This window comes from Agrobacterium sp., assembly GCF_059499945.1.
Window position 1 is genome coordinate 1 of the sequence record NZ_JCABZP010000009.1, and the last position, 24,373, is coordinate 24,373.

The 24,373-nt window shown below is 57.1% G+C and carries 23 protein-coding genes and 4 pseudogenes; 14 read left to right on the top strand and 13 right to left on the bottom strand.

Translation table 11 applies throughout. From position 1 onward, the window contains the following. From AC5I5B_RS05995 to AC5I5B_RS06010, 4 genes and pseudogenes are all read right to left on the bottom strand, one after another. Positions 1–236: pseudogene (locus AC5I5B_RS05995) on the bottom strand (methyl-accepting chemotaxis protein); the annotation flags it as partial. 358 nt (positions 237–594) lie between these two features. Continuing rightward, a complete protein-coding gene (locus AC5I5B_RS06000; protein WP_495752500.1) occupies positions 595–2,589 on the bottom strand; it encodes a GMC oxidoreductase in 1,995 nt (664 codons plus the stop codon). Positions 2,590–2,601: 12 nt separating this feature from the next. Further along, entirely contained in the window at positions 2,602–3,300 is a 699-nt protein-coding gene (locus AC5I5B_RS06005; protein WP_495752501.1) for a hypothetical protein, read from the bottom strand. 65 nt (positions 3,301–3,365) lie between these two features. Then, the gene (locus AC5I5B_RS06010) at positions 3,366–4,991 is read right to left on the bottom strand and encodes a hypothetical protein (protein ID WP_495752502.1); all 1,626 of its coding nucleotides are present in this window, start codon (positions 4,989–4,991) and stop codon (positions 3,366–3,368) included. A 539-nt stretch (positions 4,992–5,530) separates the two neighbouring features. Here AC5I5B_RS06010 and fdxA point away from each other — a divergent pair. Then, positions 5,531–5,878 (top strand): ferredoxin, encoded by a 348-nt coding sequence (fdxA, locus tag AC5I5B_RS06015; RefSeq protein WP_495752503.1) that lies wholly within the window; start codon positions 5,531–5,533, stop codon positions 5,876–5,878. Positions 5,879–5,896: 18 nt separating this feature from the next. After that, the gene (locus AC5I5B_RS06020; protein ID WP_495752504.1) at positions 5,897–6,787 is read left to right on the top strand and encodes a dihydrodipicolinate synthase family protein; all 891 of its coding nucleotides are present in this window, start codon (positions 5,897–5,899) and stop codon (positions 6,785–6,787) included. On the opposite strand, the gene AC5I5B_RS06025 is transcribed toward AC5I5B_RS06020, so the two are convergent. From AC5I5B_RS06025 to AC5I5B_RS06060, 8 genes are all read right to left on the bottom strand, one after another. Beyond that, positions 6,788–8,053 (bottom strand): amidohydrolase family protein, encoded by a 1,266-nt coding sequence (locus AC5I5B_RS06025; protein WP_495752505.1) that lies wholly within the window; start codon positions 8,051–8,053, stop codon positions 6,788–6,790. A 128-nt stretch (positions 8,054–8,181) separates the two neighbouring features. After that, a complete protein-coding gene (locus tag AC5I5B_RS06030; RefSeq protein WP_495752506.1) occupies positions 8,182–9,105 on the bottom strand; it encodes a LysR family transcriptional regulator in 924 nt (307 codons plus the stop codon). A 46-nt stretch (positions 9,106–9,151) separates the two neighbouring features. Beyond that, positions 9,152–9,925: an enoyl-CoA hydratase-related protein gene (locus AC5I5B_RS06035; RefSeq protein WP_495752507.1), complete on the bottom strand. Its 774-nt coding sequence runs from the start codon at positions 9,923–9,925 to the stop codon at positions 9,152–9,154. Continuing rightward, positions 9,922–11,082, bottom strand: coding sequence for a CaiB/BaiF CoA transferase family protein (locus AC5I5B_RS06040; RefSeq protein ID WP_495752508.1), 1,161 nt, complete (start codon positions 11,080–11,082; stop codon positions 9,922–9,924). The genes AC5I5B_RS06035 and AC5I5B_RS06040 overlap by 4 nt, the downstream gene beginning before the upstream one ends. Beyond that, a complete protein-coding gene (locus tag AC5I5B_RS06045) occupies positions 11,079–12,437 on the bottom strand; it encodes an FAD-dependent oxidoreductase (protein ID WP_495752509.1) in 1,359 nt (452 codons plus the stop codon). Before AC5I5B_RS06045 ends, AC5I5B_RS06040 begins: the two co-directional genes overlap by 4 nt. A gap of 82 nt (positions 12,438–12,519) precedes the next feature. Then, positions 12,520–13,365: an ABC transporter permease gene (locus AC5I5B_RS06050; RefSeq protein WP_495752510.1), complete on the bottom strand. Its 846-nt coding sequence runs from the start codon at positions 13,363–13,365 to the stop codon at positions 12,520–12,522. Then, entirely contained in the window at positions 13,359–14,168 is an 810-nt protein-coding gene (locus AC5I5B_RS06055; protein WP_495752511.1) for an ABC transporter ATP-binding protein, read from the bottom strand. The genes AC5I5B_RS06050 and AC5I5B_RS06055 overlap by 7 nt, the downstream gene beginning before the upstream one ends. 5 nt (positions 14,169–14,173) lie before the next feature. Then, positions 14,174–15,208 (bottom strand): ABC transporter substrate-binding protein, encoded by a 1,035-nt coding sequence (locus AC5I5B_RS06060; protein WP_495752512.1) that lies wholly within the window; start codon positions 15,206–15,208, stop codon positions 14,174–14,176. Positions 15,209–15,605: 397 nt separating this feature from the next. Here AC5I5B_RS06060 and rutA point away from each other — a divergent pair, with 397 nt between their 5' ends. The 11 genes and pseudogenes from rutA to AC5I5B_RS06115 all read left to right on the top strand — a co-directional run. Then, positions 15,606–16,691: a pyrimidine utilization protein A gene (rutA, locus tag AC5I5B_RS06065; RefSeq protein WP_495752513.1), complete on the top strand. Its 1,086-nt coding sequence runs from the start codon at positions 15,606–15,608 to the stop codon at positions 16,689–16,691. Next, positions 16,688–17,428 (top strand): pyrimidine utilization protein B, encoded by a 741-nt coding sequence (gene rutB / locus AC5I5B_RS06070; protein ID WP_495752514.1) that lies wholly within the window; start codon positions 16,688–16,690, stop codon positions 17,426–17,428. The genes rutA and rutB overlap by 4 nt, the downstream gene beginning before the upstream one ends. A 34-nt stretch (positions 17,429–17,462) precedes the next feature. Then, positions 17,463–17,603 (top strand): annotated as a pseudogene (locus AC5I5B_RS06075) (pyrimidine utilization protein C); the annotation flags it as partial. Between the two features lie 46 nt (positions 17,604–17,649). Beyond that, positions 17,650–18,240, top strand: coding sequence for a malonic semialdehyde reductase (locus AC5I5B_RS06080; RefSeq protein WP_495752515.1), 591 nt, complete (start codon positions 17,650–17,652; stop codon positions 18,238–18,240). 32 nt (positions 18,241–18,272) lie between these two features. Next, positions 18,273–18,782: a flavin reductase gene (locus tag AC5I5B_RS06085; RefSeq protein WP_495752600.1), complete on the top strand. Its 510-nt coding sequence runs from the start codon at positions 18,273–18,275 to the stop codon at positions 18,780–18,782. A gap of 339 nt (positions 18,783–19,121) precedes the next feature. After that, complete coding sequence (locus tag AC5I5B_RS06090) at positions 19,122–19,376, top strand: type II toxin-antitoxin system Phd/YefM family antitoxin (protein WP_495752516.1); 255 nt, start codon at positions 19,122–19,124, stop codon at positions 19,374–19,376. Next, entirely contained in the window at positions 19,376–19,783 is a 408-nt protein-coding gene (locus tag AC5I5B_RS06095; RefSeq protein WP_495752517.1) for a type II toxin-antitoxin system VapC family toxin, read from the top strand. Before AC5I5B_RS06090 ends, AC5I5B_RS06095 begins: the two co-directional genes overlap by 1 nt. 376 nt (positions 19,784–20,159) lie before the next feature. Then, the gene (locus AC5I5B_RS06100; protein WP_495752518.1) at positions 20,160–20,609 is read left to right on the top strand and encodes a hypothetical protein; all 450 of its coding nucleotides are present in this window, start codon (positions 20,160–20,162) and stop codon (positions 20,607–20,609) included. A gap of 270 nt (positions 20,610–20,879) precedes the next feature. Next, positions 20,880–21,296: a hypothetical protein gene (locus AC5I5B_RS06105; protein WP_495752519.1), complete on the top strand. Its 417-nt coding sequence runs from the start codon at positions 20,880–20,882 to the stop codon at positions 21,294–21,296. A gap of 39 nt (positions 21,297–21,335) precedes the next feature. Beyond that, a pseudogene (locus tag AC5I5B_RS06110) lies at positions 21,336–21,539 on the top strand (hypothetical protein); the annotation flags it as partial. 155 nt (positions 21,540–21,694) lie between these two features. Next, positions 21,695–21,826 (top strand): annotated as a pseudogene (locus tag AC5I5B_RS06115) (DUF1488 family protein); the annotation flags it as partial. A gap of 472 nt (positions 21,827–22,298) precedes the next feature. Here the strand turns inward: AC5I5B_RS06115 and AC5I5B_RS06120 are convergent. Beyond that, positions 22,299–23,552 (bottom strand): ATP-binding protein, encoded by a 1,254-nt coding sequence (locus AC5I5B_RS06120; RefSeq protein ID WP_495752520.1) that lies wholly within the window; start codon positions 23,550–23,552, stop codon positions 22,299–22,301. 590 nt (positions 23,553–24,142) lie between these two features. On the opposite strand from AC5I5B_RS06120, the gene AC5I5B_RS06125 reads away from it, so the two are divergent. After that, entirely contained in the window at positions 24,143–24,373 is a 231-nt protein-coding gene (locus AC5I5B_RS06125; protein ID WP_495752521.1) for a BrnA antitoxin family protein, read from the top strand.

The following is a 24,373-nucleotide window of genomic DNA, read 5'->3' on the forward strand; positions in this document are numbered from 1 at the left end:
TGATAGCTCTGTTCGAAAGTGAGCTGGATAATCGCGCGGCAGAAGAGGGCTTTAAGATCCTTGATCTCCTTGGCCGCTTGAGCCGACCGCTGCGCGAGTTCGCGCACCTCTTGAGCGACCACCGCAAAGCCCTTACCCACCTCCCCGGCCCGCGCAGCCTCAACACCGGCATTCAGCGCCAGCAGATTAGTTTGGAAAGTAATCTCATCGATGACGCCGATGATGCTGGAGATTTGGTTGATGACCGTTCGATGCGTTCCCGGCTGGGATCTGGAACTCGGTGATGTCTGTCAGCCATTTCACATTCAGAGCTTTTGCATGGAAGTCGCGATTGATCAGGTTCTGGCGCGCCACAACTACCTGGAGCGGCTGCGAGCGGGCGAGTTGGATACGGAGCAGAAACAAAAAAGCTCCCCGACGCTTACGCGGGGGAGCTTTCTATGAAGCGACTTGAATGGTAAAATATACAAGTGTCGGTGGTATCGGGGGCATGCAGTCACCGATACCAACGTTCGCTGCATGTTATAGTTTAGGAACGAAGAATCCGGGTATCTTGCATTCTTGTCCTGGTCGGCGGCAATCTGCAAACAGAATTCATACCTTTCCCAAGATATTATCCGCTGTGCGGTCCGTTATCGCGAGCATCGTAAGTGTCGGATTCTGCGTACCGATGCTTGGCATCGATCCGCAACCAACCAAATACAGGTTGTCGTGCGAATGGGATTTCTGGTAGGAATTAACCACTGACTTATTGGGGTCTTTCCCCATGGCGTGCGTCCCGCATACATGGCCAGCGCCCTGATAGTGGTAGGTGTGGCCACCATACGTGAATTGCAGAGGATCCTTCTCATCGACGTCGTTAAATGGCCTGTCCTCCAAACCCACTCTTTGCTCATGGTACGGCTCTGCCTCCATGTGCTTGAAGAGTTCTTCGGCAGCCCGTTTCGCTGACTCGAACCCCTTCTTCACATAGTCGGATATGTGATAGTGCACCTCTACTCGAGGGATGCCTAGATTGTCTGTTTTGTCCTTCGATAATTCAATATAGCTTTTCTCGTTGGCATCTTGTTCAACTAGGAAGGCCACCCGGAATTGCCGCGTGAGGAGGTCATTTAGCTTCTTCACATAGGGCTGGCCAAACAGGATTTCCTTACCTGGGTTCAATTGGTTCTTGTTCGTGCCATAGATGAAGTCCATGGCTGTATTATAGGGATCTTCAGCCGGCCAGTTCCAACCCTCATTGCCAATCTCAATGCGCCAGGCAGCCTGGTCTTTTCGAAACGCTCCGTCCCGGCCGGTTTCAATTCCGCTTGTTGAAAGCGGCCCGCGATATCCATAGGCGCGTTCCTTCGGATTGTGGGTCGCTTTGGTGAGTCCCCATGCAAGATAGACCGGATGGTCCATCAAATATTTGCCAACGAACTCATCGGATGATGTTTTCTTATAGTTCGGGTTATGTTTTTCTTCGAAAGAATTCAACATGATCTTTGCGTTCTCGATGGCATGAGCCGCAAGAACAAATATTGTCTTGTCAGTAATTTCAGCAATCTCAGAGAGATTTTTCTGTCGGCTTTTAAGATCTACCGAATCTTTTGCCGGTACGGATGTATCATCGTATGTGACGAAGTGGAGATCTTTCACCTTACTGGTTGCAGCCTCGAAAGTGATAAAATCGACAACGTGCATATACAGAATATCAACGTTTCCGGTCTCAAAGGCTTGGCTTAGAGCCACCGTGGGGTCATATTTCGCTTGAATGGGACAAATCGGAGTGCAGTTGGTGTTTCCATGGCAAACCCGCCGATTCTGGTAGGGAGCAGAATTCCTCCCGGCAGGTGTGGACGTAACTATTGGTGCTTGACCACCAAATGCCTTCACTAGGTCTGACTGGGCACCCACCTTCTTGAGACTATCTGAAATACGCATATCCAGATATGACTTCGGAATTCCTTTCATCGGGAATTCAAACTTCATCGAAGGGTTTTCGGCCTTCTGCTCAAGGTCATCACCAGCAACGCCAATCAATTTTTCAACAAACTGATAATGTTCTTCGAGTTTTGCGTATGTAATGTCATCTGGCCAATCCAAGCCGATTTTGTCACCCTTTTGAGTGACTGGCTTATATTTGCTTTGCAGTTTGAAGTCGCTGTCGGTCATCCGAAGGCACGTACCCATCCAATGATTGCCGGTGCCACCAGCTATTCGCTCGTAGGTACTTGCGAAGGGAGTAAGATTTTTGTCACCGTCTTCCTTGTAAAGGAGATACGATTCCTTGCCATCTTGGAGATTGTGAGTGAATTTATCACCCTTTTTCGTCCAGCCAAGTGCAAGGTCCGGGATCGACGGACGAGGGACGTTGGTTTGAGTGGGGAGCTGAGCTGTATGGTTAGGAGGATATGGTGATTCCGGCGACTTGAATGTATTGAGGAAAAAGTTCTCCATATAGTCCTCGCGGCCGCGCGGGACGGCCGGCCCGGCTTCAAGGATCAGCACCTTCTTCCCCGCTTCACCAAGCTTCTTGGCCAAGGTCGCACCGGCAAAACCGGACCCGACGATGATAACATGATACTGTTTCTTCTCATTCGCCATCGGAGGTCCCCTTCACGTCGTTAGATCAAATCCATAGTCCACGAGCTCGGGAGGTACCTCTGCCCAGCTCCCAAAGGCAAACTGGCTCACACCCATGGGATGCGCTTGCGCCATTCTCCATATCCAGCCGTTAGCGTAAGCCCGGCTCGAAATGACGAAATCCTTCTTGTAAATATCTTTGGAAAAGTAACTTTCTGTTGGGCCGATTGCTTGATTGTCTTGAGGGTCTTTCCTTTTTAACCGTCTGATTTCTTCCCCGCCGTACCATGCGCCGAATAGCCACATCATCATTGTCATTCGCGACGCCCATGCAATCTCCGTTGTAGCAGGCTCCGCTGGTTTGCCAGGCTTTTGCGAGTCTCCAACTATTCCGACCTCTCCCGACTTGCCCAGCAAGTTTTGATCAAATGGCTTATCCTTCACGTCCTTAAGTTTCTCCTCAAATTTTTGGAATGCCGTCGTGGTCGCCGCATCCTTGAGGAGGCTATAGTAAAGGTCGCAAAGTCTGCGCCCGTCCTGCGGAACCGTCGGCGCGATCATTTCTTCCTTGACGTGAATGAGCTTGCTCGACAGCCAGATAAATTCCGGGGTTGCGTTCACCTCTGGAATAGCTGCCGCCGAAGCAAGCATTGGCATCTGACTCAAGGCATAGGCTGCAATCGATCCACCGAAGCCAAGCTGTAAGGCAGTGCGCCTATCGATACTGACCATGCCGAATTACTCCGATTGTTTCGTGTTAAAGGAAAGATCCTGACTTTGCCGCAGCCGCGCTGGCTTTATCGTGCTGCCTTGATCTGCTCTTTGGCTCGGCTCAGCGAAAATACGAAATTGGAGTTGGTGCCGGTGGTCGTCGTCGCGTCGTAGTGACAACTGACACAGCTTGAGGTAACTCGCACCGCGCCACCGGAGATACCGTGGCCAGATTTAAGTTGCATGCGATCTTCGGTTGGTATTTCGTTCCCATTGGACGTCTGCCCGCTCAGCAAGCCCTGCACATAAGTTTCCATCGTGGAATTCGCGAGAAACGAGGGCGTAGGCATGCCATCAGGATAGGCCGGATTTTCCGACCAATTGCCTTTGTCATCGTGCTTCACAACGGTCGGGAACTGAACGTCCACCAGGAAATAGTTCTTCCACGGGCCTGGAATGCTATCGAGATGCCCCTTCTTTTCAGGGTTTGTCATTTCAGCATTGACCTCGGCGGCCTTCAACCCCGGTCGAAACGACCTGACGACCTGCGACGGCTCCGGTTTGGAATTGCTAGTGTTTAGCCGCGGATCCCATGGATGTTTAGGTAATTCGTTGCATTCGGGCACAAACTGCCCATTCTGCAGCAAGCACTTATTTGAGTTTGAGTTGAATAAGCTGAATGCGCGCTCAGGACCTGCCGCGTGCGTGCCCGTTGAAAGCTCATCAATCCAGGGAGCATTATCTTTGTGCTCGAACGTGGCCCAGACCCATTGCGGTGCGGATGGCGTTCGATGAACAATATGCAGCCCAACTAAAGCCACTTTTTTCACCAAGCACTCCGGCTCCGCAACTCGCGTTTCTCCGATAAACGGGACGGTCTTCGGATTCTTTAGGCTGGCAGCGAGGTTGTCAGATTGGGGTGTATAGATATAGGCGTCGATCATTAGGTACTCGTCTTTGTCGGCGTCTTCGATGATTTTCCATGCAGACTTGACGAAAATGGAACCAGCGATTGTACCATTATTGCTTTCCAACTTTGAAGGCCAATTTACTTTCAGGTCCCACTTTATGCGCTGCCCATCCTTTTTGTCCCGCGCATCGAAATCGACTTGCCCTTTTTTATAGTACAAATGATGACTGACGACGTAATTGTACATTACTTCATTGAAGCCAATGCCAAATCGTAGATAGTTTTTGCTCTGGTCAATTACCGGCCCCATTCTGTTGGCCTGGAAATATTCATCGAGTACGGGAAGGTTACCAGCGTTCAACGCCTGGCACTCCTTTGGGACCAGCGCCGAAGCGGCGAATTTCCGCGGCGAATTGCCGTCTGAGGGAAATAAGTCTGTCGCGGAGATGAACTTCAACCACTTAGGGATATAGGAGCGATTTTCTTTCTTAGCGGTTGCGTAATATCCTAAGTGCGGTTTTGGCCTCGGGGTTTGCGGGCCGCCTGATTGCGGCAAATCGCCGGAATCAGGCAGACTGAGTGCGAGAAAGTCCTGCCACGCTAACTCGGCATAAGCCCTATAAAGCTGATCGTACGTGCTCCCGGCAGTTCTAGCAGGCTGGATATCGACCCTCGGCATACAGTTTGTCGCATCCGTTTGGTCAAAACACACCAACGCCACCTCAGCCCTTGCTTGGTTGAGCATCGTCGGACAGAGGCCGGAGGCAAGCGACATAACGAACGCAATGGTGGAAAGCCGCATTATGAAGTCTCCCCTGGAACATCAAAAAGACGCAAACTCTCAAGATCGGCAGATGCACTTAACGTATTCATCGCAGCGGAGCTTTTTTGCGATCGACACGACCAACCGCTCCCATCATCTTTCCGTCTTTGAGGAAAGAACCAATACACGACATAGTAGCGACACGAATCTCGAATTGGGAATTTCAACTTTTCGGAGATCAAATTGCCGGGAATAGAACACGCTTCGCTGAAGCATGAACTGGTCAGTATCCAGCCCGGTCAATCGGGCGTATTAAACTTCCGAACGCGGAAATTCTGGAACCAGTCCTGGCCAAGGTCCGCTGCGAGCTGCTCGAGGATTGCATTGGCACTCCGTCAGGTCGTCTCGATACAGATTATCTGCCATGGCAGAGCCTATGGAACGCGCACAGTTAGCGTTGCCATAATGGCAATCACCCGGGCGAAACTCTGAACTTCCTTGCGAGACGGATTTCTGGGACCAATGCCGTCGGAGGCTATTTGCCTCCGTTTCGAGGATTCCAGAAGGAGGCTGCCCGGATGGCCTATGTCATCACTTCGCCTTGCATCGACATCAAGGACGGCGCCTGCACGGCCGCCTGCCCGGTCGATAGTATCTATGAGGGCGGCCGCATGTTCTACATCCATCCCGGCGAATGCATAAACTGCGGCCTCTGCCTGTCTATCTGTCCGGTGGATGCGATCGTGTGGGACGAGGAAATATCTGACGACAGGCGGATCTTTCTCGACGTTAATCGGGAGTTCTTCGAACCGTCGGTGACGGGGATGGGTTCTCCCGGCGGGTGGGACAAGAGCCGTTCCACCGACAAGGACCACGCCCTGGTGGCCGCTCATCCCCGGAGCCCTGCTTCGGCACTCCATCTCTGATCCCAGCAAAGGCGCCTTATGTCCAAACACCCTCTCAAAGGCGTCATCGCCGCTGTACCGACCCCTTTTTCCGCCTCGCGCGAGATCGACGCCGACGCATTCGTCGAACATTGCCGATGGTGCCTCGACAACGGTTGTGATGCCCTGAACGTCCTGGGCACCACCGGCGAGGCAAATTCGCTCTCTTTTACCCAGAGAAGCCTCGTCATGGAGATCGCCGCCTCCAGCCTCGACGCCGGCCGCCTGATGGTCGGCACGGGAACGCCCGATCTGGCGACCACGGTGGCTCTGACGCGGCGCGCCTCGGAACTCCGATATGCGGCAGCCCTCGTCCTGCCGCCCTTTTATTACAAGCCGGTTCCGGAAGACGGTATTTTCGCATGGTTCGGCAGACTCGTCGGACAGACGCAGGCCAGGCCGATCGATCTTTATCTCTACAACTTCCCGCAGCTCACGGGGATCGAATTCAGCCCCGCACTCGCCGCGCGTCTGCAATCCGCTTTCCCCGATCGCATCAGGGGCGCGAAGGACAGTTCCGGCAATCTCGACTATGCCCGCCAGCTCGCCGCAATTCCGGGCTTTGCCGTGTTCCCGAGCAACGAAGTGTCGCTGGCAGATGCCGGCCGGGACAATTACGCCGGCTGCATCTCGGCGACGGTCAACATCGACCCCGCCTCCTCCGCTGCCCTGTGGAAGAACCAGAGCGATAAGGCACTGGAGGAAAATGTGCGGTCGCTTCGGCAGGGCGTTGCCGCCTACCCGCTGGTGGCGGCGGTCAAGCATCTGGTGGGCAGGCGCACCGGCAACCCCGTCTGGAACAACGTCGCGGCTCCGAATATGGCGATCGGCGACGCCGATGCGCTGGCGCGGCTCGACGCCCTCGCCGGTCGGCTTGTTCACCCGGCTTGATCACCAATCGGCATAGTACCGCCGTGTCGCCTCGGCAAGCGCCCTGGCACGCGGGCGCTCCTGCTGAAGCCTGGGCAAGTCGGCCCGCGCCTGTTCCAGGAGTTCCCGGCGGGCGGAAGCAAAATCGATGTTTCGAAGCCGCCCGTCCCGCATGACTTCATTCCCGCCGACGAAAAGGCCCGTGGCATAAGCGGCGCGCATCCGGGTCAGGATGACTTCCGCCTCGTCGATATCGTCAAAAAGACTGTCGGCGGTGAGCGCCGCGTAGTCGATCACGGCGAAATCCGCCGCGGCGGGCATGTTGAGCACTTTCGCACCGGTATGGATCGCGGCGTCGAAGAGCCTTTCCGCTGTGAAGGAGCGGCAAAGCTCCCGTCCACCGTGCAGTAGATAGGCCAGCCGCAGCTCGCTCCAGAGATCCTGATCATCGCCGAAACCGGTTCCGTCAAGTCCGATCGCGAATTCCGGGCCGTTCCGCACCATGAGCGGCAATGGCGCGACGCCGGACCGCAGCCGCAGATTGGCCGATGGGTTGGACACCATCTGCACGCCCCGCTCGGCCAGAAGCTCCAGTTCGTCCTCGCGAAGCTGCACGCCATGCGCGACGGCAAGCCGTGGGGAAAGAAAACCGATCTCGTCCAGATGACGCACCACGCCCTGCGGGAAACGGCGGTCCAGCCAAGTGCGCTGGCGCGGACTTTCCAGAAGATGCATATGGATGCGCCGGCCGCTCAGGGCCGATGCCTCCGCGATCGCTTCGAGAAGCCCGTCGGAGCACCATTGCGGGCCGATCGGCCCGAATTGAACATCGACCATCGGCCCGGCATTCTCTGCGGCGACCTGCTCGACCGCCTCGATCTGGCGTATGATCGGCACATAGTTTGGGATCGAAGGAGATAGTACCGTCCAGTCGGCCTCACCGAGGAACTCTCTCAACCGTCCAGGCCCGCCTCCATATGCCCATGGGTCATGGTCAAGCAACGGGCAGGAAAGCGCCAGCCTTATGCCCACATCCGCCGCCGCGCGGATGACAGCTTTCGCCTCAACGGCCAGACGGTCGACATTCAGCGAATTGTGGCAGTGCATCGTCGCGCCGACGCCGGTCAGCGCCAGGCGGGAAAAGGCAACCAGCGCCTCCAGATACGGGTCCGTCCGCGGCCGCAACCGCAGCGATGGAATCCAGACCTCGAGCGCGTCGTCGAGCCCGCCGAAATCGAGCGTGCGGATACCATAGCCGTGATCATGCGCATTCACTGGAGCCGGCATAATCAACGCGCCTGATTGAATGCCAGCGGTCATGAAACCGTCAGACAGGCAATCCGGGGTTTCGAGGCAGCGAAGGGCAGGACCGCGGCCGGGTTTCAAAAGGAGGCGGATGTCGGGTGTGTGCGTGTTCAACTCGCAGTCGCCTCGTGGATAATATCGCTGTATTTTTGCAGGGCACTACTAAAGCTCTGGATGACTGCTTCAGCCGCATGCGTCAGTTGCCTGCGCTTCTGGACCAGAATCCCGATGTGAAGGCTTTGCAGTCTGGAGCCAGAAATTGGAATGATGACGATCTCACCCGTTCTGATTTCGTCCATGAAACCGAGAGGCGTGAAAAAGGCGACACCGTCGCCTGACATGATGAACGGTTTCAGCATCGCCTGGCTGTTGGAGACGATGAACGAGCGACCCGTCCGTTCGAAGGCCGACAACTCGATCTCGACGAGCGAGCGGATGGGCTGCGTGTCCAGTTGCAAAAGCAGGTTGAACTGTGAACATTGTGTCAGTGAGACCTTCTTGTGTTTTGCAAGAGAGTGCCCCTTGCTGACGCAAGCCACCAGCGGCATTGGAACACGAAACACCATTTCTGTATCATCCGGTCTGGCAAGATCGAACGTAATGCCGAGATCAACATCGCCTTCTGCAACATAGTCCGTAACATTGCCATGACCGGCCGTCTGGATGTGGAAGCTGACGGCAGGATGGAGCTGGTGAAACGCCCGAACCTGTTCAGGCAGAAACTTTACCGTCAGACTATCAAGGCATCCGATACGAACCCTGCCGGTCTTCTTGCCCTGCATGGCGCCGAGATCACTTCTCAATATCTCGTATTCACGCAAGGTGCTTCTCGCATGCCTGAGCACTTCTTCACCAGCGGTCGTCAACCGGAGGCCGTTGGAAAAACGCTCGAATAAAGTGATCCCGAGCTCCTCTTCCAGCTTCTTGATCTGGCGGCTGAGAGCTGACGTGGCGACATGCACCTCTTCCGAAGCCTTGCGGATTGAGCCGGATCGTGCAACCGCTGCGAAATACTTGAGAATGCTGGCGTGCATGAGGCCTCCCGCCTGGGTGTCATTTCTGATGTGTTTTACGACACGATCATCGACCTTGCCAAACGGGGGCGCGCTTTTGCTGGAAAGCTGTCACGCCTTCCAGAGCGTCCTCGCTCTTGAGCGCCCGGACGAGCGCTGGCGTGCGCAACGCCTGCGCCTCCGATGGCGAGAGATGGCCGGTGCGGTTTACGGTCTGCTTGATGGCCCGCAGCGACAGCGGCGCGCATGCGACGATCTCCCTCGTCCAGCGCTCGACGGCCTCGTCGAGCCCTTCTGCCGGCACGATCTCATTGACGATGCCGAAGTCGAACATCTCGCCCGCGGTGAACTGTCTGCCGGTCATCAGCACGGCCATGGCGCGGTTGAACGGGATTTTGCGCTGGAGCAACACCATGCCGCCGTCCAGCGGCATACGGCCGACGCGAGCCTCCGGCAGGCCGAATCTTGCAGCCTCCGCTGCGATCACGATATCGCAGCCGAGCACCATTTCAAAACCGCCTCCGAGCGCATAACCATTAACCCGCGCAATCACCGGCACGTCGAGCGAGCGCCGGAAAGCAAGGCCGCCGAAACCGTTCGGCCGCTCCTCCGCCCAATAATCCAGGCCGGATTTCTCAACCCCCTTGAGATCGGCGCCGGCGCAGAACGCCTTCTGCCCCGCGCCCGTCAGCACGACGCAGCTTACGTCGTCACGCCCTTCGATCTCCTGCCAGATGCCCTCAAGCTCCTGCTCGGTCGCCGCGTCGACGGCATTCAGGCGCTCCGGCCGGTTGAGGGTCACGCGGGCAACCCGATTGGAAACGCTGAATTCGACGGTCATGCCGCATCGTCCCGTTCTGCACCCGGAACCGGGCCTAAAATCTCGGCATTGTGCTGTCCGAGCCGGGGCGGCGGAATGCGGACGACGACCTCGGCTGCCGACATGTCGATCGGCGAACCGATAAGACGGACCGGACCGGCGTCGGTGCTGCCCGCTTCGAGGATCATCTTGTTGATGATGGTTTGCTCGTCGGCGAGAGCCTCGGCGATGGAGCGTACCGGCGCGCAGAGGATGTCGACTTCTTCCAGACGCCTGATCCAGTGCCCGGTCGAATTCTTCGCAAAACTCTCCCGGAAAATTGCCTGGAGTTCGGGCCGATGCTGCATCTGGACATCAAAATTCGCATACCGCGACTGCAGCGAGAGATCCTCGATCTCCAGCGCTGCGCAGATATCACGCAGCGGATTCGGCTTGAAGGCCCCGACCATCACGATGGCCCCATCCGTCGTCTCGAAAACGCCGGTCAGCGGAAAGGCGCCCCAGTTCAGTTCCCTGTCGCGCATCATCTGCACCGTTCCTTCCTGCATCTGCATGGCAAGCATGGAACTGTAGAGGTTCACCGCGACCTGCTGCCCCTCCCCTGTCTTCTGCCGCTGCAGAAGCGCAAGCAGGATGCCCTGCACCAGATGCATACCCGCCGAGAAGTCGGCGAGCGGTGTGGCGTAAATCGACAGAGGGTGGCCGGCGTCCGATTTACGCCGCATCACGCCGGAGAGCGCCTGGGCCAGCACATCCTGACCGCCCTTGTGTTCATAGGGGCCAGAGAGCCCAAAACCCGTGCCGACCGCATAGATCAGGCGGGGATTGCGCCCGCGCAGGTCCTCGTAGCCAAAGCCCATGCGCTCCATGACGCCGGGCCGGAAATTGTTGACGACGACATCGGCCTTGTCGATGAGGGAGAGCACGGCTGCCCGGACGTCCTCGCGTTTCAAGTCAAGCGCCAGGCTTCTTTTGTTGCGGTTGAGCGAACAGAAGACGGGATTGTTGAGCCCGTCCGGATCGGAACCGAGCGACCAGCGTGACAGGTCGCCGATCTTCTCCTTCTCGACCTTGATGACATCGGCGCCGTAATCGGCCAGCATCTGGGTGCAGCAGGGGCCGAGCATGACCTGCGTGAAATCGATCACGCGGACGCCGTCGAGGGGAAGTGTCGTCATTCTGCTGCCTCCAAATAGGTCGCATTGGCGGACGGGATATCGCCGGGGTCGGCTCCCTGCGCCCGCATCTGTTTCTGTATGGCCCTGACATCGGCCTTGCGCACCGTCGTCCCGGCATTGAGCGCCACTGTGGCGGCAATTCCGGCCGCTTCGCCCATCGCCATGCAGGGCGGGATCTCGCGGCTCGATTTCTGCGCCTGCGGCGTCGACGAATAGTGCCGGCCCGCCACGAGGAGCTGGTCGACTTCCCTCGGAAGAAGGGCGCGATAGGGCGTGTAGTAGTCACGGCCACGGGAAATGGTGTCGGCAAAATGCCTGCGGTTCATGACATCGTCCTTGGTGACAACGTATTCGCCCTGTAGCATGCGGGTCTGGCGCACCCCGGTCTGCGGTGCGAAGTCGATGACATAGGCGTTCTCGAAACCGGGGAGCTTTTCCCGCGCGAAATCGAGCAGGCGCGCCATGCGGGCACGACCTTCCAGTTCGGCGGCCGTCAGATCCTCGACCTTGAGGCCCGAGAGCTTCGGCATATGCGGGCAGTTGAGCCAGACGACCCCGGGAAGGGGCGTCTTCAGCCACCAATAGGCCCAGCAGCCGCCAAGCAAACGCTTGGCCTCATGGTCGAGCCGTTTGAACAATTCCGGCTCCTCGAACTCGAAGCGCTCCGCGGCTTCCGTATCGACGCCGCCCCAGCGCGAGACCGTCGTCAAGATGAAGCTGTCCTCGATATGGGATGCGCCAGCGCTTGCCGCGACGTCGAGATCGCCGGTGGCATCGATCACCACGCTGCCCATGATTGCCTGCAATCCCTCCTTGGTCTGGCAGACGACACCCTTGATCGAACCGTCCTCGACGATCGCCGAGGAAAACCAGCTATGGGTGCGCAACTTGACGCGTGTCTCGGCGAAGAGATCGTAGGCCGTCTGCTTGAAGGCATCGGGATCAAATGCCGCTGCATAGCAGATCGGGTGCGGCGCGGACGGCGTGTGAAAATCGAAAAGGCCCCAGCGTGCCCAGCGCCGCCAGCTTTCCGGCAGGTCGCGCCGGTCGAGCTGACGATCGTTCTCGTCGGGAACCATGCACAGGTTCTTCCTGCGCATGCGCTCGATCATCTCGGTGCAGATTCCCTGCACGGTGATCTCGAGACCGTTCACCATGTCGTCGAGAACGAGCACCATGCCGCCGGCGGCAAGGCCACCCACGTAGGGATAACGTTCGAGAAGGGTGACGCTCGCGCCGTTTCGCGCCGCGGAGACCGCAGCGGAGATGCCGGCCGGCCCGCCGCCGACCACCACGACATCGGAGCGGTCAACGATCGTGGCATGTCCCTCGGGTATTCTGATTATGCTGTTCATTCTTTCCTCCTGTCGGGCAAGCCGACGCAATGGCTCCGATGCGGCGATGGCTGCCGCGTCGCTTTGGGCAGGCGAAACGGAATCACTCCGAATTCGTTGGTTTCCAGCGGATGACCCTCTTCTCGATGATCGACACCGCGAAGAAGAGCACTACGGCAAGCGCCGCCGCGACCACCACCGTCGCGTAGAGAAGCGGGGAGCGGAAATTGTAGGTCGCTTCAATGATGAGGGCGCCGAGACCGAAGCTCGAGCCGATCCATTCCGCGACGATGGCGCCCATGACACTACTCGTAGCAGCGATCTTCAGCGCCGCGAAAAGGAACGGCAGGGAAGCCGGCAGGCGGACCTTCCAGAATATTTCCGCGTTGCTGGCCGAGAGAACCCGCATGAGGTCGAGCATGGCGGGGCTCGCCGATTTGAGGCCCTGTACCATGTTCACCAGCGTCGGGAAGAAGCAGATCAGCCCGGCGATGATGATCTTCGGTGTCACTCCGTTGCCGAAAAGAAGGACAAGGATTGGCGCGAGCGCGATGATCGGAATGGACTTGATGATGACCGCGATCGGATAGAATGCCTTTTCCGCCGTCCGGCTGTAGACGAACCAGACCGCCAGCAGGATCGCCACGAGATTACCGAACACGAAACCCAGCGTCGCCTCCATCAGGGTCGGCAGGAGATTGGTCCAGAGAATGCCCGCGTTTTCCCTAAAGGCGTAGAGTACCGCGACCGGGCTCGGCGCCATGAAGGTTGGAACCGAAAATGCCCAAACGATCAGTTGCCAGAGCAGGATACAGCCAGCGATGGCCAGGATCGCGGGCAGATTGTCGAAAAGAGGAACAAGAACTGCGTTGACGGAAGCCGCTTTCCTGGTGGGAAGGGCACTCGCTGGAGTGGGGTCTGCGGATCGAATCGTATCTGTCATCAGCATTCCTCCAGGAGCGCACGCAGATGCGCGGTGATCCGGATGAACTCCACCGTGTCGCGCATGGGCAGGGAGCGTGGATGGGGAAGGTCGATCTTCATGAACTCCTTGACCCGTCCCGGATGGGAAGCCAGCATCAGCACATACTGGCCAAGGAAGACCGCTTCCGGAATCGAGTGCGTCACGAAGAGAATGGTTGTTCCCGTCTCCTGCCAGAGCCGCAGAAGCTCCTCGTTCAGCTTGTCACGCGTGATCTCGTCGAGCGCTCCGAACGGCTCGTCCATCAGCAGTATGCGAGGCCGTGTGACCAGAGCCCGTGCGATCGCCACACGCTGCCGCTGGCCGCCGGAAAGCTCGTGAGGCAATGCATTTTCGCGCCCTTTCAGACCGACCATCGCGAGGAGCTGTTCGGGATCGGCATAGACGGCGCCGGGATCGCGTTTGCCGACTTCCATGGGAAGGCGAACATTGTTGATGGCGCTGCGCCATGGCAGCAGCGTCGCCTCCTGGAAGACGAAGGCGAAGTCGCGGCCTTCACGTGCTTTCCGGGGCGGCCGGCCGAGCACGGAAATGGAGCCGTCTGAAACGTGCACGAGGTCGGCGACCGCCCGCAGAAGCGTGGATTTCCCGCAACCGGACGGACCAAGCATAGTCACCAGCGCCCCGCCGGGGATTTCAACGGATACGTCCTGCAACGCAGTGAATTCCGCCTCGCCCTTGCCGAAACGGATGTGAAGCTTGTTGACGGAAACCGCCGGCGACGGCTCATCGGATACCGAGGTGTCATCTTTCTCCAGAGGGACGGGCATGACGGTCACCCGACCTGCTTGCGGATATCGGTGGTTGCCTCCAGCAGCGAAAGGGTCATGACCTCATCGACAGTCGGAACCTTTTCCTTGAACTGGCCCAGGTCCGCATAGGTCTTGATCTGCTCGGCCCAGTTTTCCTTGGTCATGGAGCCCCAACCGTTCGCCTTCGTGGTCTCGTTGAAGGCGAATTGCATCAGCGGGCCGATCGTCTCCAACTCGCTCGCCTTGTCAAGGTTGGGATAGGCCTCGACCAGGATATCGACCGCCTCTTCCTGATGGTCGCGCGCATAGCCCCAGCCCTTCGCCGTGGCCGCAAGGAAGCTGGTTAGTTCCTTTGAGTGTTCGGCAAGCTCCGTGTCCGTCGTGTAGTAGACGTTGGCGTAGAGCTGGATGCCCGTATCCCAGAGCATCAGATCAACGCGGTCATCACCGAGGACCTTGAGCGCGTTCGTGTTGGTGATCCAGCCGACCACGACATCGGCCTGCCCGGTAATCAGCTGGTTCATGTCGGCGCCCATGTTGACCACCTTGACCTGGTCGTCGGGAACGCCGTTCTTCGCCAGCAGGGCCCGCAATAGGATCGCGCCGGTTGGCTGGATGGCGACCGTTTTTCCGATCATGTCCTTGGCTGATCGAACCGGCTTGGCGTTGCGCGAATAATAGGCATAGGGGTGTCTCTGGTAGCCGGCCGCGATCGCCTTGACTGGCATGCCCGCGCCACGCGCCAGCATCACCGAAGGGCTGGAGGAGATTTGCCCGATAGCCGACTGGCCGGCCGCAACGCCAGCGACGCCATCGACATTCGGCCCGCCCGGAACGATTTCGAGCTCCACGCCCTGTTCGGCATAGAAGCCTTTCTTGAGAGCGACGACCTCGCCGAGAAGGCCGTTCGAGGCAAGCCAGCCGAGCTGCATGCGGATCCTGGCGGGCGAAGCCGCCGAGCCCGGACGCACGGATAGAAGTGTCTGTCCGGCTGCAAGGCCGCCCAGTGCAGCGGCCGCTTTCACAAAACCCCGCCTGTTCATCGAAAGTTCTGACATATAGTTCCCCTCTTCTTCGTTGCCGTGAGAGACTTTTGTAATTCTCCGGATCATCACCGAAGCCGGCGTTCGCGCAAAGAACAATTTTTAGTCTCAAGCATTGCTAGAAATGCAACACGCGAAGCTGCGTGTTTTTACAGCACTCTGCGCCAAAAAATTCAGCTATCGGCCTATCGCCGAGGCACCGCACTTTGGTTGTTGGCGAAGCGTTGCGACGCGGCGTTGCCTTTGAAGCAATTTCCGATGCGAAAAATTGTTCTTTATCGCAACACCGTTTCCATCAATTGTCGAAGCAAAGGTGGTGCGCAGCTCACTCCATCACAAACATATCGGCAGAACATTCCCATTACTGGAAACAATGATGGGAAATTTTGCCGGAAAACCGGGGAATTACCTTATGGAAATCGGTGTTTTCATCCCGATCGGAAACAATGGCTGGCTCATTTCCGAAAATGCGCCGCAATACAAGCCGAGCTTCGATCTCAGCAAGGAAATTACTCTGAAAGCCGAAAAATACGGCTTCGATTTCGCGCTCTCGATGATCAAGCTGCGCGGCTTCGGCGGCAAGACGGAGTTCTGGGATTACAATCTTGAATCTTTCACGCTGATGGCGGGCCTGGCGGCGGTCACCTCGAAGATCAAGCTCTTCGGTACCGCCGCGACATTGGTCATGCCACCAGCGATCGTGGCGCGGATGGCGACGACCATCGACTCGATCTCCGGCGGGCGGTTCGGTGTGAACCTGGTCACGGGCTGGCAGCGCCCTGAATACAGCCAGATGGGGCTGTGGCCCGGAGACGATTATTTCGGCGACCGCTACACCTACCTTTCGGAATACGCCGCCGTCCTGAAAGAACTCCTGACCACCGGCCAGTCCGACTTCGACGGCCAGTATTTCCACATGGACGATTGTCGGATGAAGCCCGTCCCTCAAGGGGAGGTAAAGCTGATCTGCGCCGGTTCTTCCAATGCCGGCATGGCCTTTTCGGCGCAATTCGCCGACTACAGCTTCTGCTTCGGTGTCGGCGTCAACACACCCAAAGCCTTCGCATCCACCAATGAACGCCTGACAGCAGCGACTGCGAAAACCGGACGGGACGTACGTTCCTTCGTGCTGACCATGATCATCGCCGAGGAAAGGTCCGAGGACGCCTGGGAGAAGTGGGAACATTACAAGACCGGCGCCGATGACGAGGCGATCAAGTGGCTCGGCCTCCAGAGCGCTGCCGACACCAAATCGGGCACGGACACGAATGTCCGGCATATGTCGAGCCCCGTCTCGGCCGTGAACATCAACATGGGCACGCTGGTCGGCTCCTACGAGGAGGTGGCGGCGATGCTCGACGAGATGGCGGAGGTGCCTGGCACAGGTGGAGCGATGCTGACGTTCGACGACTTCCTGGAGGGCGTCGAAAAGTTCGGTGAGCATATCCAGCCGTTGATGAAATCGCGCAGGCATGTCTATGCGGAGGCCGCCGAATGAGCAGCATGTCAGCAGTCGGCCACTTGCCCGAGAAGAATCTTGCTGGACGAATCACGCTTCCGGCACGTCCCGAGCCGTTGTCGATCGACCCCGCCGAAACGGCAGTTGTTGTGGTCGACATGCAAAACGGCTATTCGACCGAGGGCGGCTATGTCGATCTCGCCGGCTTCGACATAGCTGGCGCTCGCTCGACCATTACCAACATCAGGAAGACGCTCGACGTCGCCCGCGCCAACGGCGTTCTCGTCGTCTATTTCCAGAACGGCTGGGACAAGGACTATATCGAGGCCGGCGGCCCCGGATCGCCGAACTGGCACAAGTCGAACGCGCTGAAGACCATGCGGGCAAGGCCGGAATTGCAAGGCACGCTACTCGCCAAAGGCACCTGGGATTACGACCTCGTCGAGGAGTTGAAGCCGCAACCGGGCGACATTCTCGTGCCGAAGACCCGCTATAGCGGCTTCCTCAACACAAACATGGACAGCGTGCTACGCGCCCGCGGCATCCGCAATCTGGTCTTCGTCGGTATTGCCACCAATGTCTGCGTCGAAAGCTCGCTGCGCGACGCCTTCCATCTCGAATATTTCGGCGTCATGCTCTCAGATGCAACCCATCATCTCGGGCCACCAATCATGCAGGAAGCGAGCATCTACAATATCGAGAAGTTTTTCGGCTGGGTTTCGACCACGGCAGACTTTTGCGGCGCGATCGGTCAGGTCGCGCCCGCATCCGGATAATTTTCCGAGACATCCGCATCCAGGGAAAAGCGCAATGCCGAACACTGTCATCGTGCCGGAAGGCACAAGCAAACCCATCGCTCCCTATTCGCTAAGCACGCTCGCCGATGGCATCGTGTATGTTTCGGGCATCCTGCCCTTCAACGAGAACAACAACGTCCATGTGGGTGACGCCAATTTACTGGCGTGTCTCGAACGGGCACATTTGAAAGCGGCCGACCGTGTCCAATCATCTCGATGATCACGCCCTGGACGTCTTGTTTCGTGAAGCCCGCACCCATAACGGCTGGACCGACCGGCCTGTGACGGACGGGCAGCTCGAAGATATTTTTGCACTTGCCAGAATGGGGCCGACCTCGGCCAACTGCTCACCGGCGCGTTTCGTGTTCGTGCGTACGGCAGAGGGCAAGGAAAAGCTGCGGCCCGCGCTCTCCTCGGGTAATCTGGACAAGACCATGACCGCGCCGGTCACGGTTATCGCGGCCTATGATACAGCCTTCTACGACAAGCTGCCGGCGCTGTTCCCACATGGTGACGCGCGATCCTGGTTCACCTCGAGCGTGGCACTGGCCGACGAAACGGCCTTCCGCAACGCCAGCCTGCAAGCCGCCTATCTGATCCTCGCGGTGCGTGCCCGTGGCCTCGACGCGGGCCCGATGTCCGGCTTCGACAAGACAAAAGTTGATGAAGCGTTCTTTACCGGCACGACCTGGAAATCAAATTTCCTCATCAACCTCGGCCACGGGGATCGGTCGAAGCTGTTCGACCGCCTGCCACGTCTCTCCTTCGAAGAGGCATGCCTCCTCTCCTGACCTCTTTGCCGGAGCCCGCCGCCATGCAAACCATGACTCCTGTCGAAAACAACGACTTCACACATGCTGAGGACAGCAGGGTCCTGTTTCGCGATGCGATGGCGAGACTCGGCGCTGCCGTCAATATCGTCACAACCGATGGTCCCGGCGGGATCGCGGGCTTCGCGGCGACGGCCGTCTGCAGCGTCAGCGACACGCCCCCCACCCTTCTCGTCTGCATCAACCGCGGCTCTTCAGCCTATCCTGCCGTCAACGCCAATCGCGTGCTTTGCGTCAACGTGCTGAAAAGCGACCATGAAGATATCAGCCGCCTCTTCGGCGGCAAGACACCGATGCCTGAGCGCTTCAAGCTCGGCGAGTGGTCGCCGCTCGAAACCGGCGCGCCGACGCTCGTAAATGCGATCGCATCCTTCGATTGCAAGGTCAGCAGTATCCTCGAAGCTGGAACCCATGACGTCCTGATCTGCAAGGTGACCGCCGTTCGCAAGAGCTCTGACGGTCGCGGGCTCGTCTATTTCGACAGGAAATACGTCCAGGTCTGACGCCGCAGGACGTAGTCGTTTCTGCAATAGTCCGAATGATTTCAAACGGTTATCGATAGTTATATGGTCAGGCATTGACCAACCTGCTGTCGGTCGCCCTGAATGAGCGGAAACGCCCGGGTTTCCGGTCTTTCAGGCGAATTTCGGTGCGGATCGGCGGAACGGTAGCTGCTCAGCGGACCACTCACGAAGGCCCTTGTATTCCGCTACGAGGCGGATCTCCTCATCACCGTTCTACTGAACCGACCCGCTGGATAATTTAGGAAGGTGCGCTTTTCACAGGCGAGAAGTTGATATACAGTGTAAGTCTAGACAGGCTAGACAGTTTGGAGCGAGGCGATGGAATGGCAACTGCAGGACGCGAAAAACCAATTCTCGAAAGTGGTGCAAAAAGCACGACATGAGGGACCGCAGATCGTTACACTTCGGGGCGAGCGTGCCGCTGTGGTTCTGTCTGCCCACGACTACGACGCTCTGCGTGCCGGCCGGCCGACACTGGTCGACGACCTGCTCGGCGGCCCTGCGTGGGACGATGAGCTTGCCGACGCGGTCGAAGTGCGCGCCAAAATGCCAACCCGCGGCGTGGCCTTCTGATGTATCTCGTTGACACCAATATCGTTTCGGAGGCACGGCGCGGCACGCCGCAAGCGGTTGCCTGGCTGCGTTCGATCGACCCGCTTGGTATCCACCTGAGTGTGCTGACCCTCGGTGAAATCATGCGTGGTATTGCGCTGAAGCAGAAGTCGGATCCAAAGACCGCTGCTCACCTCACCGAATGGCATCGAAAGCTGCGCCACGACCATGAAGACCGTATTCTGCCGGTGACAGACAAGGTCGCCGTCGAATGGGGCCGTATCGCCGCAATCCGGCCACGTGGCGACATCGACGGGCTAATCGCTGCAACCGCGATCGTCCACGATCTCATTCTCGTCACACGTAACGTCAGGGATTTTGAAGATGCGGGTGTGGCCTTGATCAATCCATGGGAGGCGACTGCGTGAGTAGATCGGCTCCAGCCCGGCCCGGTTGACTTCAATCGGAAAGAGTAAAGTTGTATTATTTAACTAAATTCAGCCATAGATTAACTGACATGGTTATGGAACATCTGGGCGGTTTGTTGGCTCTTTCTTTTCGAGGTTTCGGGGCTTTGTAAAAAGACGTACCGGTGAAATCATTCGCCGCCGAGGTAAAGAACGTGGGGTCGGTTCAGGCTGAGGGCGGAATGACACCATAGGGCAGGTTCCGGTGTCGCATGAACCCTCGTGGATTTTGATGTCGGAAGGCTTGGTACGGCTGCTGAGCGGACATTGCTGTTGTTCGCGGCATGGAGGAAGTGCCGTCAACGGCGTTTAGAGCGAACAGGCACATGAGAAGAATATGAAGCGCACAGTTTTTTCGCTCATCTTGACCGGGTTAAGTCTGATCGTCACCGAAAAATCGTCCCAAGGGGATGAGGAGGTCCACGATTGGGATGAGTTTCGCAGTGGTAGTATTGCGGTGCCGCCGGTTGGCACTGTTATTTATGAAATTGCTTACTCCAGTGTTGGTTATGACCACTTTGAGGCTAGAGTTTCCGCCTCGTGGGAAGACGGAGAACCGCGGTCCCAAGTCCTCTTCGAGGGCATCCACGACAAGCCTCCTGCGAAAATAAGCGTGATTGGCTCACAGCTTTGCATTTCAGTCAAATATTGCCAAAGATATCAGGATGAGTGCCCGGTCTGGTCAACAATATATTCATACGATCACAAAAATAAGTTGTTCGTTGGCAGTGCCGAGAAGCAGCAGACATGCTACGGCGGGTCGCTGGGGCTGCCGAAGGCACGATGATACTTTCATCGTGATGCTTCGTCGGGCGCGAAGGTCGCCTCTGGGCTGAAAACCGGAGTTCACCCCTTAGTGTCATTTCGCCCCGAGCTGGAACCGCCCTCCTCTATATCTTCGTCACGGAGATAGCCTGCAGCCGTTTCCGCCGCTTGCCTCCACTGCGTCAGTTGGCGTATCAAAAACCGATCCGGCCCCGTCAAACTGGACGAGTTTGACGGGTCCGGATTAGCGGAAATGCACAACTCGGTCGTTTTGGAACGGGAGCCCCCTCAATTGAACAAGACGCTTCTGCTATCTGCTTTCGTCATTTCATCAATCCCATTGTCGGCGTTCTCCGCCGAGTTGACCGTCAGTCAACGCGTGATCACTCAGGAAATGAATGAGACTGTGCTTTCCAAAGGCGTGGCCCAACGCATCGTGGAACTATGCGCAGATTTCACGGTCGATGATCAGAAACTTTCGGCCAAACGAGATGCTGTGATGGGCATAGCAAAAACCATGTTTGCGTCTGGAGAGGCATTTATGGAAGCGGCGGGCATCAATGAGAAAGCCAAAATGGGCGAAGACCTGAGGCGGTTCTTTCTGGATCGAGGAGTGGCGTGGGACTCCCCATCAAGAAAATACTGCGAATTGGCGAATGCTTTGAAGACAGCGCAGTCCCCGGTCGCAAACTACCTGCTGAAACGTTAACAACGTGCGGCGACCAGGGAAATTCCTGTTAGGATAGAAGCTGGCACCTATCGTCTCGTCGTCGACGAAGAGCTCGTTGAAGGTCTTAGTTTTACGGCCTACAGGCGAGTGGCAACCCACCTCGAGATACCTGCAATTTCCGCAAAAACAGTCAAACGTCAGTTCTTGCAGGTGTCCGCTGCGGAGATTGAGGATGTGCTACGAAAAGACGCCGAATTGGGGAGTGCCACCGCAACGAACTAAGGAGGGTTGCCAAGCGTTGCGGCGCCGAAAGACAATCCTCATTACGTCCGATGGGCTTCATCTTCGTCCAGATTGGTCGGTGTCATGTACCAATTCAATATCGCAAGGCCGACTGTTTCCAATCGGCCTGCACCAGTCGGTGAAAGGCTCAGCTTATGACTCTAATCTTTCCAAATCGCAGCCGTAGTTACGACGACACCAGAAACGCCGTCCGCTTTCTGGGTCACGACGGCATAGTTGAGGTGCGATTCTTCATTGAGGCTGCTGCACTTGGGCAATCAAGCTCGTCGAACATCAGTTCTGAGTGTCTGGGCTGAGCATGCAGTTCGGGAGCCTCAAAAGCGCGGATGCCAAAGAAAAAGAACTTTCTGCTGTGGTGGAAGCGTATGAGGCCCGACGAGCACAACCGGACTTGCAGGAACCCATATGAGTAAGGTTCAGGGATCAATCTCTTTTCTGAACGAGCTGGAACGAAGCTGTTTTTCTCCCGGTTCTGACAACCGAGGCAACGCAACAGTGGCTCCATCGATACAATCGACCCGACCTCGCCAAAGCGGCGCTGTATCGCCCACCTGTCCAGCATCCTCACGCGTTTGCAGCGCCAGCATTGCGCGCCGACGAAGTATGATTACGGCAGGTCAGAATGGCACCCCGCTATCTCAGAGAAAAGGGCGCGACAAAGGATCGCGCGTATTGACGATGTCAAGGCCCCATGGATGATCCTCCTGCCAGACACATGGTGGTTCTGCAGTGCAGCAGCTACATTGTCCAAAGGATAGAAAGCGGCGCAGCGCGCAGCTTCTCCCCAAACGGCGTTACACGATCATGGTCATGTAAAACCAGTCCCAGCACAAAACGATCACCCACCGCCTGCTCGAGTTGGCGAAGACCTCTAAAATCATCTGATTTGACCGTGGCAGATGCTTTGACTTCAATCCCGACCACGCGACCACGACGGTCTTCGATCACGATATCGACCTCATCCTGATCTTTTGTTCGATAATGTGAAAACGTCAGACGGCGCTCTGACCAGGAGGCAAGCTTCAACAGTTCAGATACAACGAAACTCTCCAGTAGCGCGCCAAACCGGGTCTTGTCGCGTCGAAGACTATCTAGGCTGTCCTCTCGCAAGCTTGCGAGAAGACCGGTGTCGACAAAATGCAGCTTTGGGGTTTTTATGAGCCGGCTTAATCGATTGTTCGACCAAGGCGGAAGTGTGCGCACCAGGAAAAGGCGCTCCAGTATAGCTACGTATTTGCCTGCGGTGACGCTCGACAATCCCAATGCCGACCCATAGCTGCTATGGTTCACGAGCTGGCCTGCATGCTCACCAAGCACATTCAGCAATTTTGGCAACCGATCGAGTTGGTCGATATTTGCGATATCACGGACGTCTCGATCAAGAATGAGAGCGACATAGTCTTCAAGCCATGCTGCCCGGCGGGCAGCCGTCGGACGACGCAATGCCTCCGGATATCCTCCCTTCAGAACAATCTCCATAAGATCGTCGCCGAACACGACCCTCTCTCCGATCGCGGGTTCGTCGCCATTGAAGATTTTATCGAGTAACTGCCCGGAGGTTGATTGGATTTCGGCTTGAGCAAATGGCAGCAGTGGTACGACCGCCATCCGGCCGGCAAGTGAGTCAGCTATAGCTGGAACCGTCGCTAGATTCGCGGACCCAGTCAAAAGGAACCGGCCAGGCCGTTCATCCCGATCCACACTTTCCTTGATGGCGAGCATCAGCTCAGGTGCGCGCTGTATCTCGTCGATGACAGCCTTGTCGATGCCTCGAATGAACCCTGTTGGATCGGCTCGCGCAGCGCTTAATGTGCCTGCATCATCTAGCGTCAGGTAGGGGTGATCTGCGTCTGAGAATTGCCGCGCAAGCGTTGTTTTACCTGCTTGTCGCGGCCCAGAGATCAAAACAACACGTGTATCTGTCAGAGCCGTATCAACGATTAGCTTCGCTTTACGGTCAACATACAAGCGGGTGACACCATCAGTTTTCATACGGCAATTCATAAACCAATTGCCGTCCAATTTAAAGAGATTTTCCGTCTGATTTAAACAAACCGTTCGTCTAATTCAAACTCAAGACTGAGGTTTCCGATTCATCTTCCGAAATCAGTGACCGAGAGACTTCCCGGCAAGCTACGTCCGCAACTTGAAAATGGAAACAATTTGCGGCGGTATTCGCCTTGAACGGAATCGAACCGCCGGGCTTCGGCTTAATTTAGCTAAGTCTCTGATCACATGCTACTGCCCGCCATAAGCCTCTGTTGAAACCAGTCACGGACGGTTTCGGAGCAGGCGTGGCGGGCTTCAAGAACAACTAGACTCCTAGCGCAGATCGAAGGCTATTATCGGGTGAGGCTTCCTGCAACCAGGTCGGCAATTGCAGGAAGCCAGTGGAGTTTCACTTCGCAATATGCGATCTCTTCCTGATTGCGGGGCTGCTGACCGGCTTATCAGCAGCAATTACGTTCTTTCCGCTGCGCGCTTCACGTGGGCGGCGACCACCGCTGTGCTGGACAATACAGCCTGGAAACAAAAACTGACCGGCTGCGCTATTCAAGCGCACGACACAAGAGGATATGACTATGGCAACACCCCGACGACCGTCCAATCCGAAAGACGCAGCCGAGGCGCTGTTCAAACCGGCAAAGAAGGTCGCAGCGCCGGCCGTTGAACGGCCTACAATCCCCAACACCAAGGAACTCGTATCATTGAAGATCGACAGCGATGTCCTCGCGCATTTTCAGGCGGACGGTCAGGGCTGGCAAGAGCGCATAAACGATACCTTGCGAGCCGCAATGAATGTGTCCAATTAA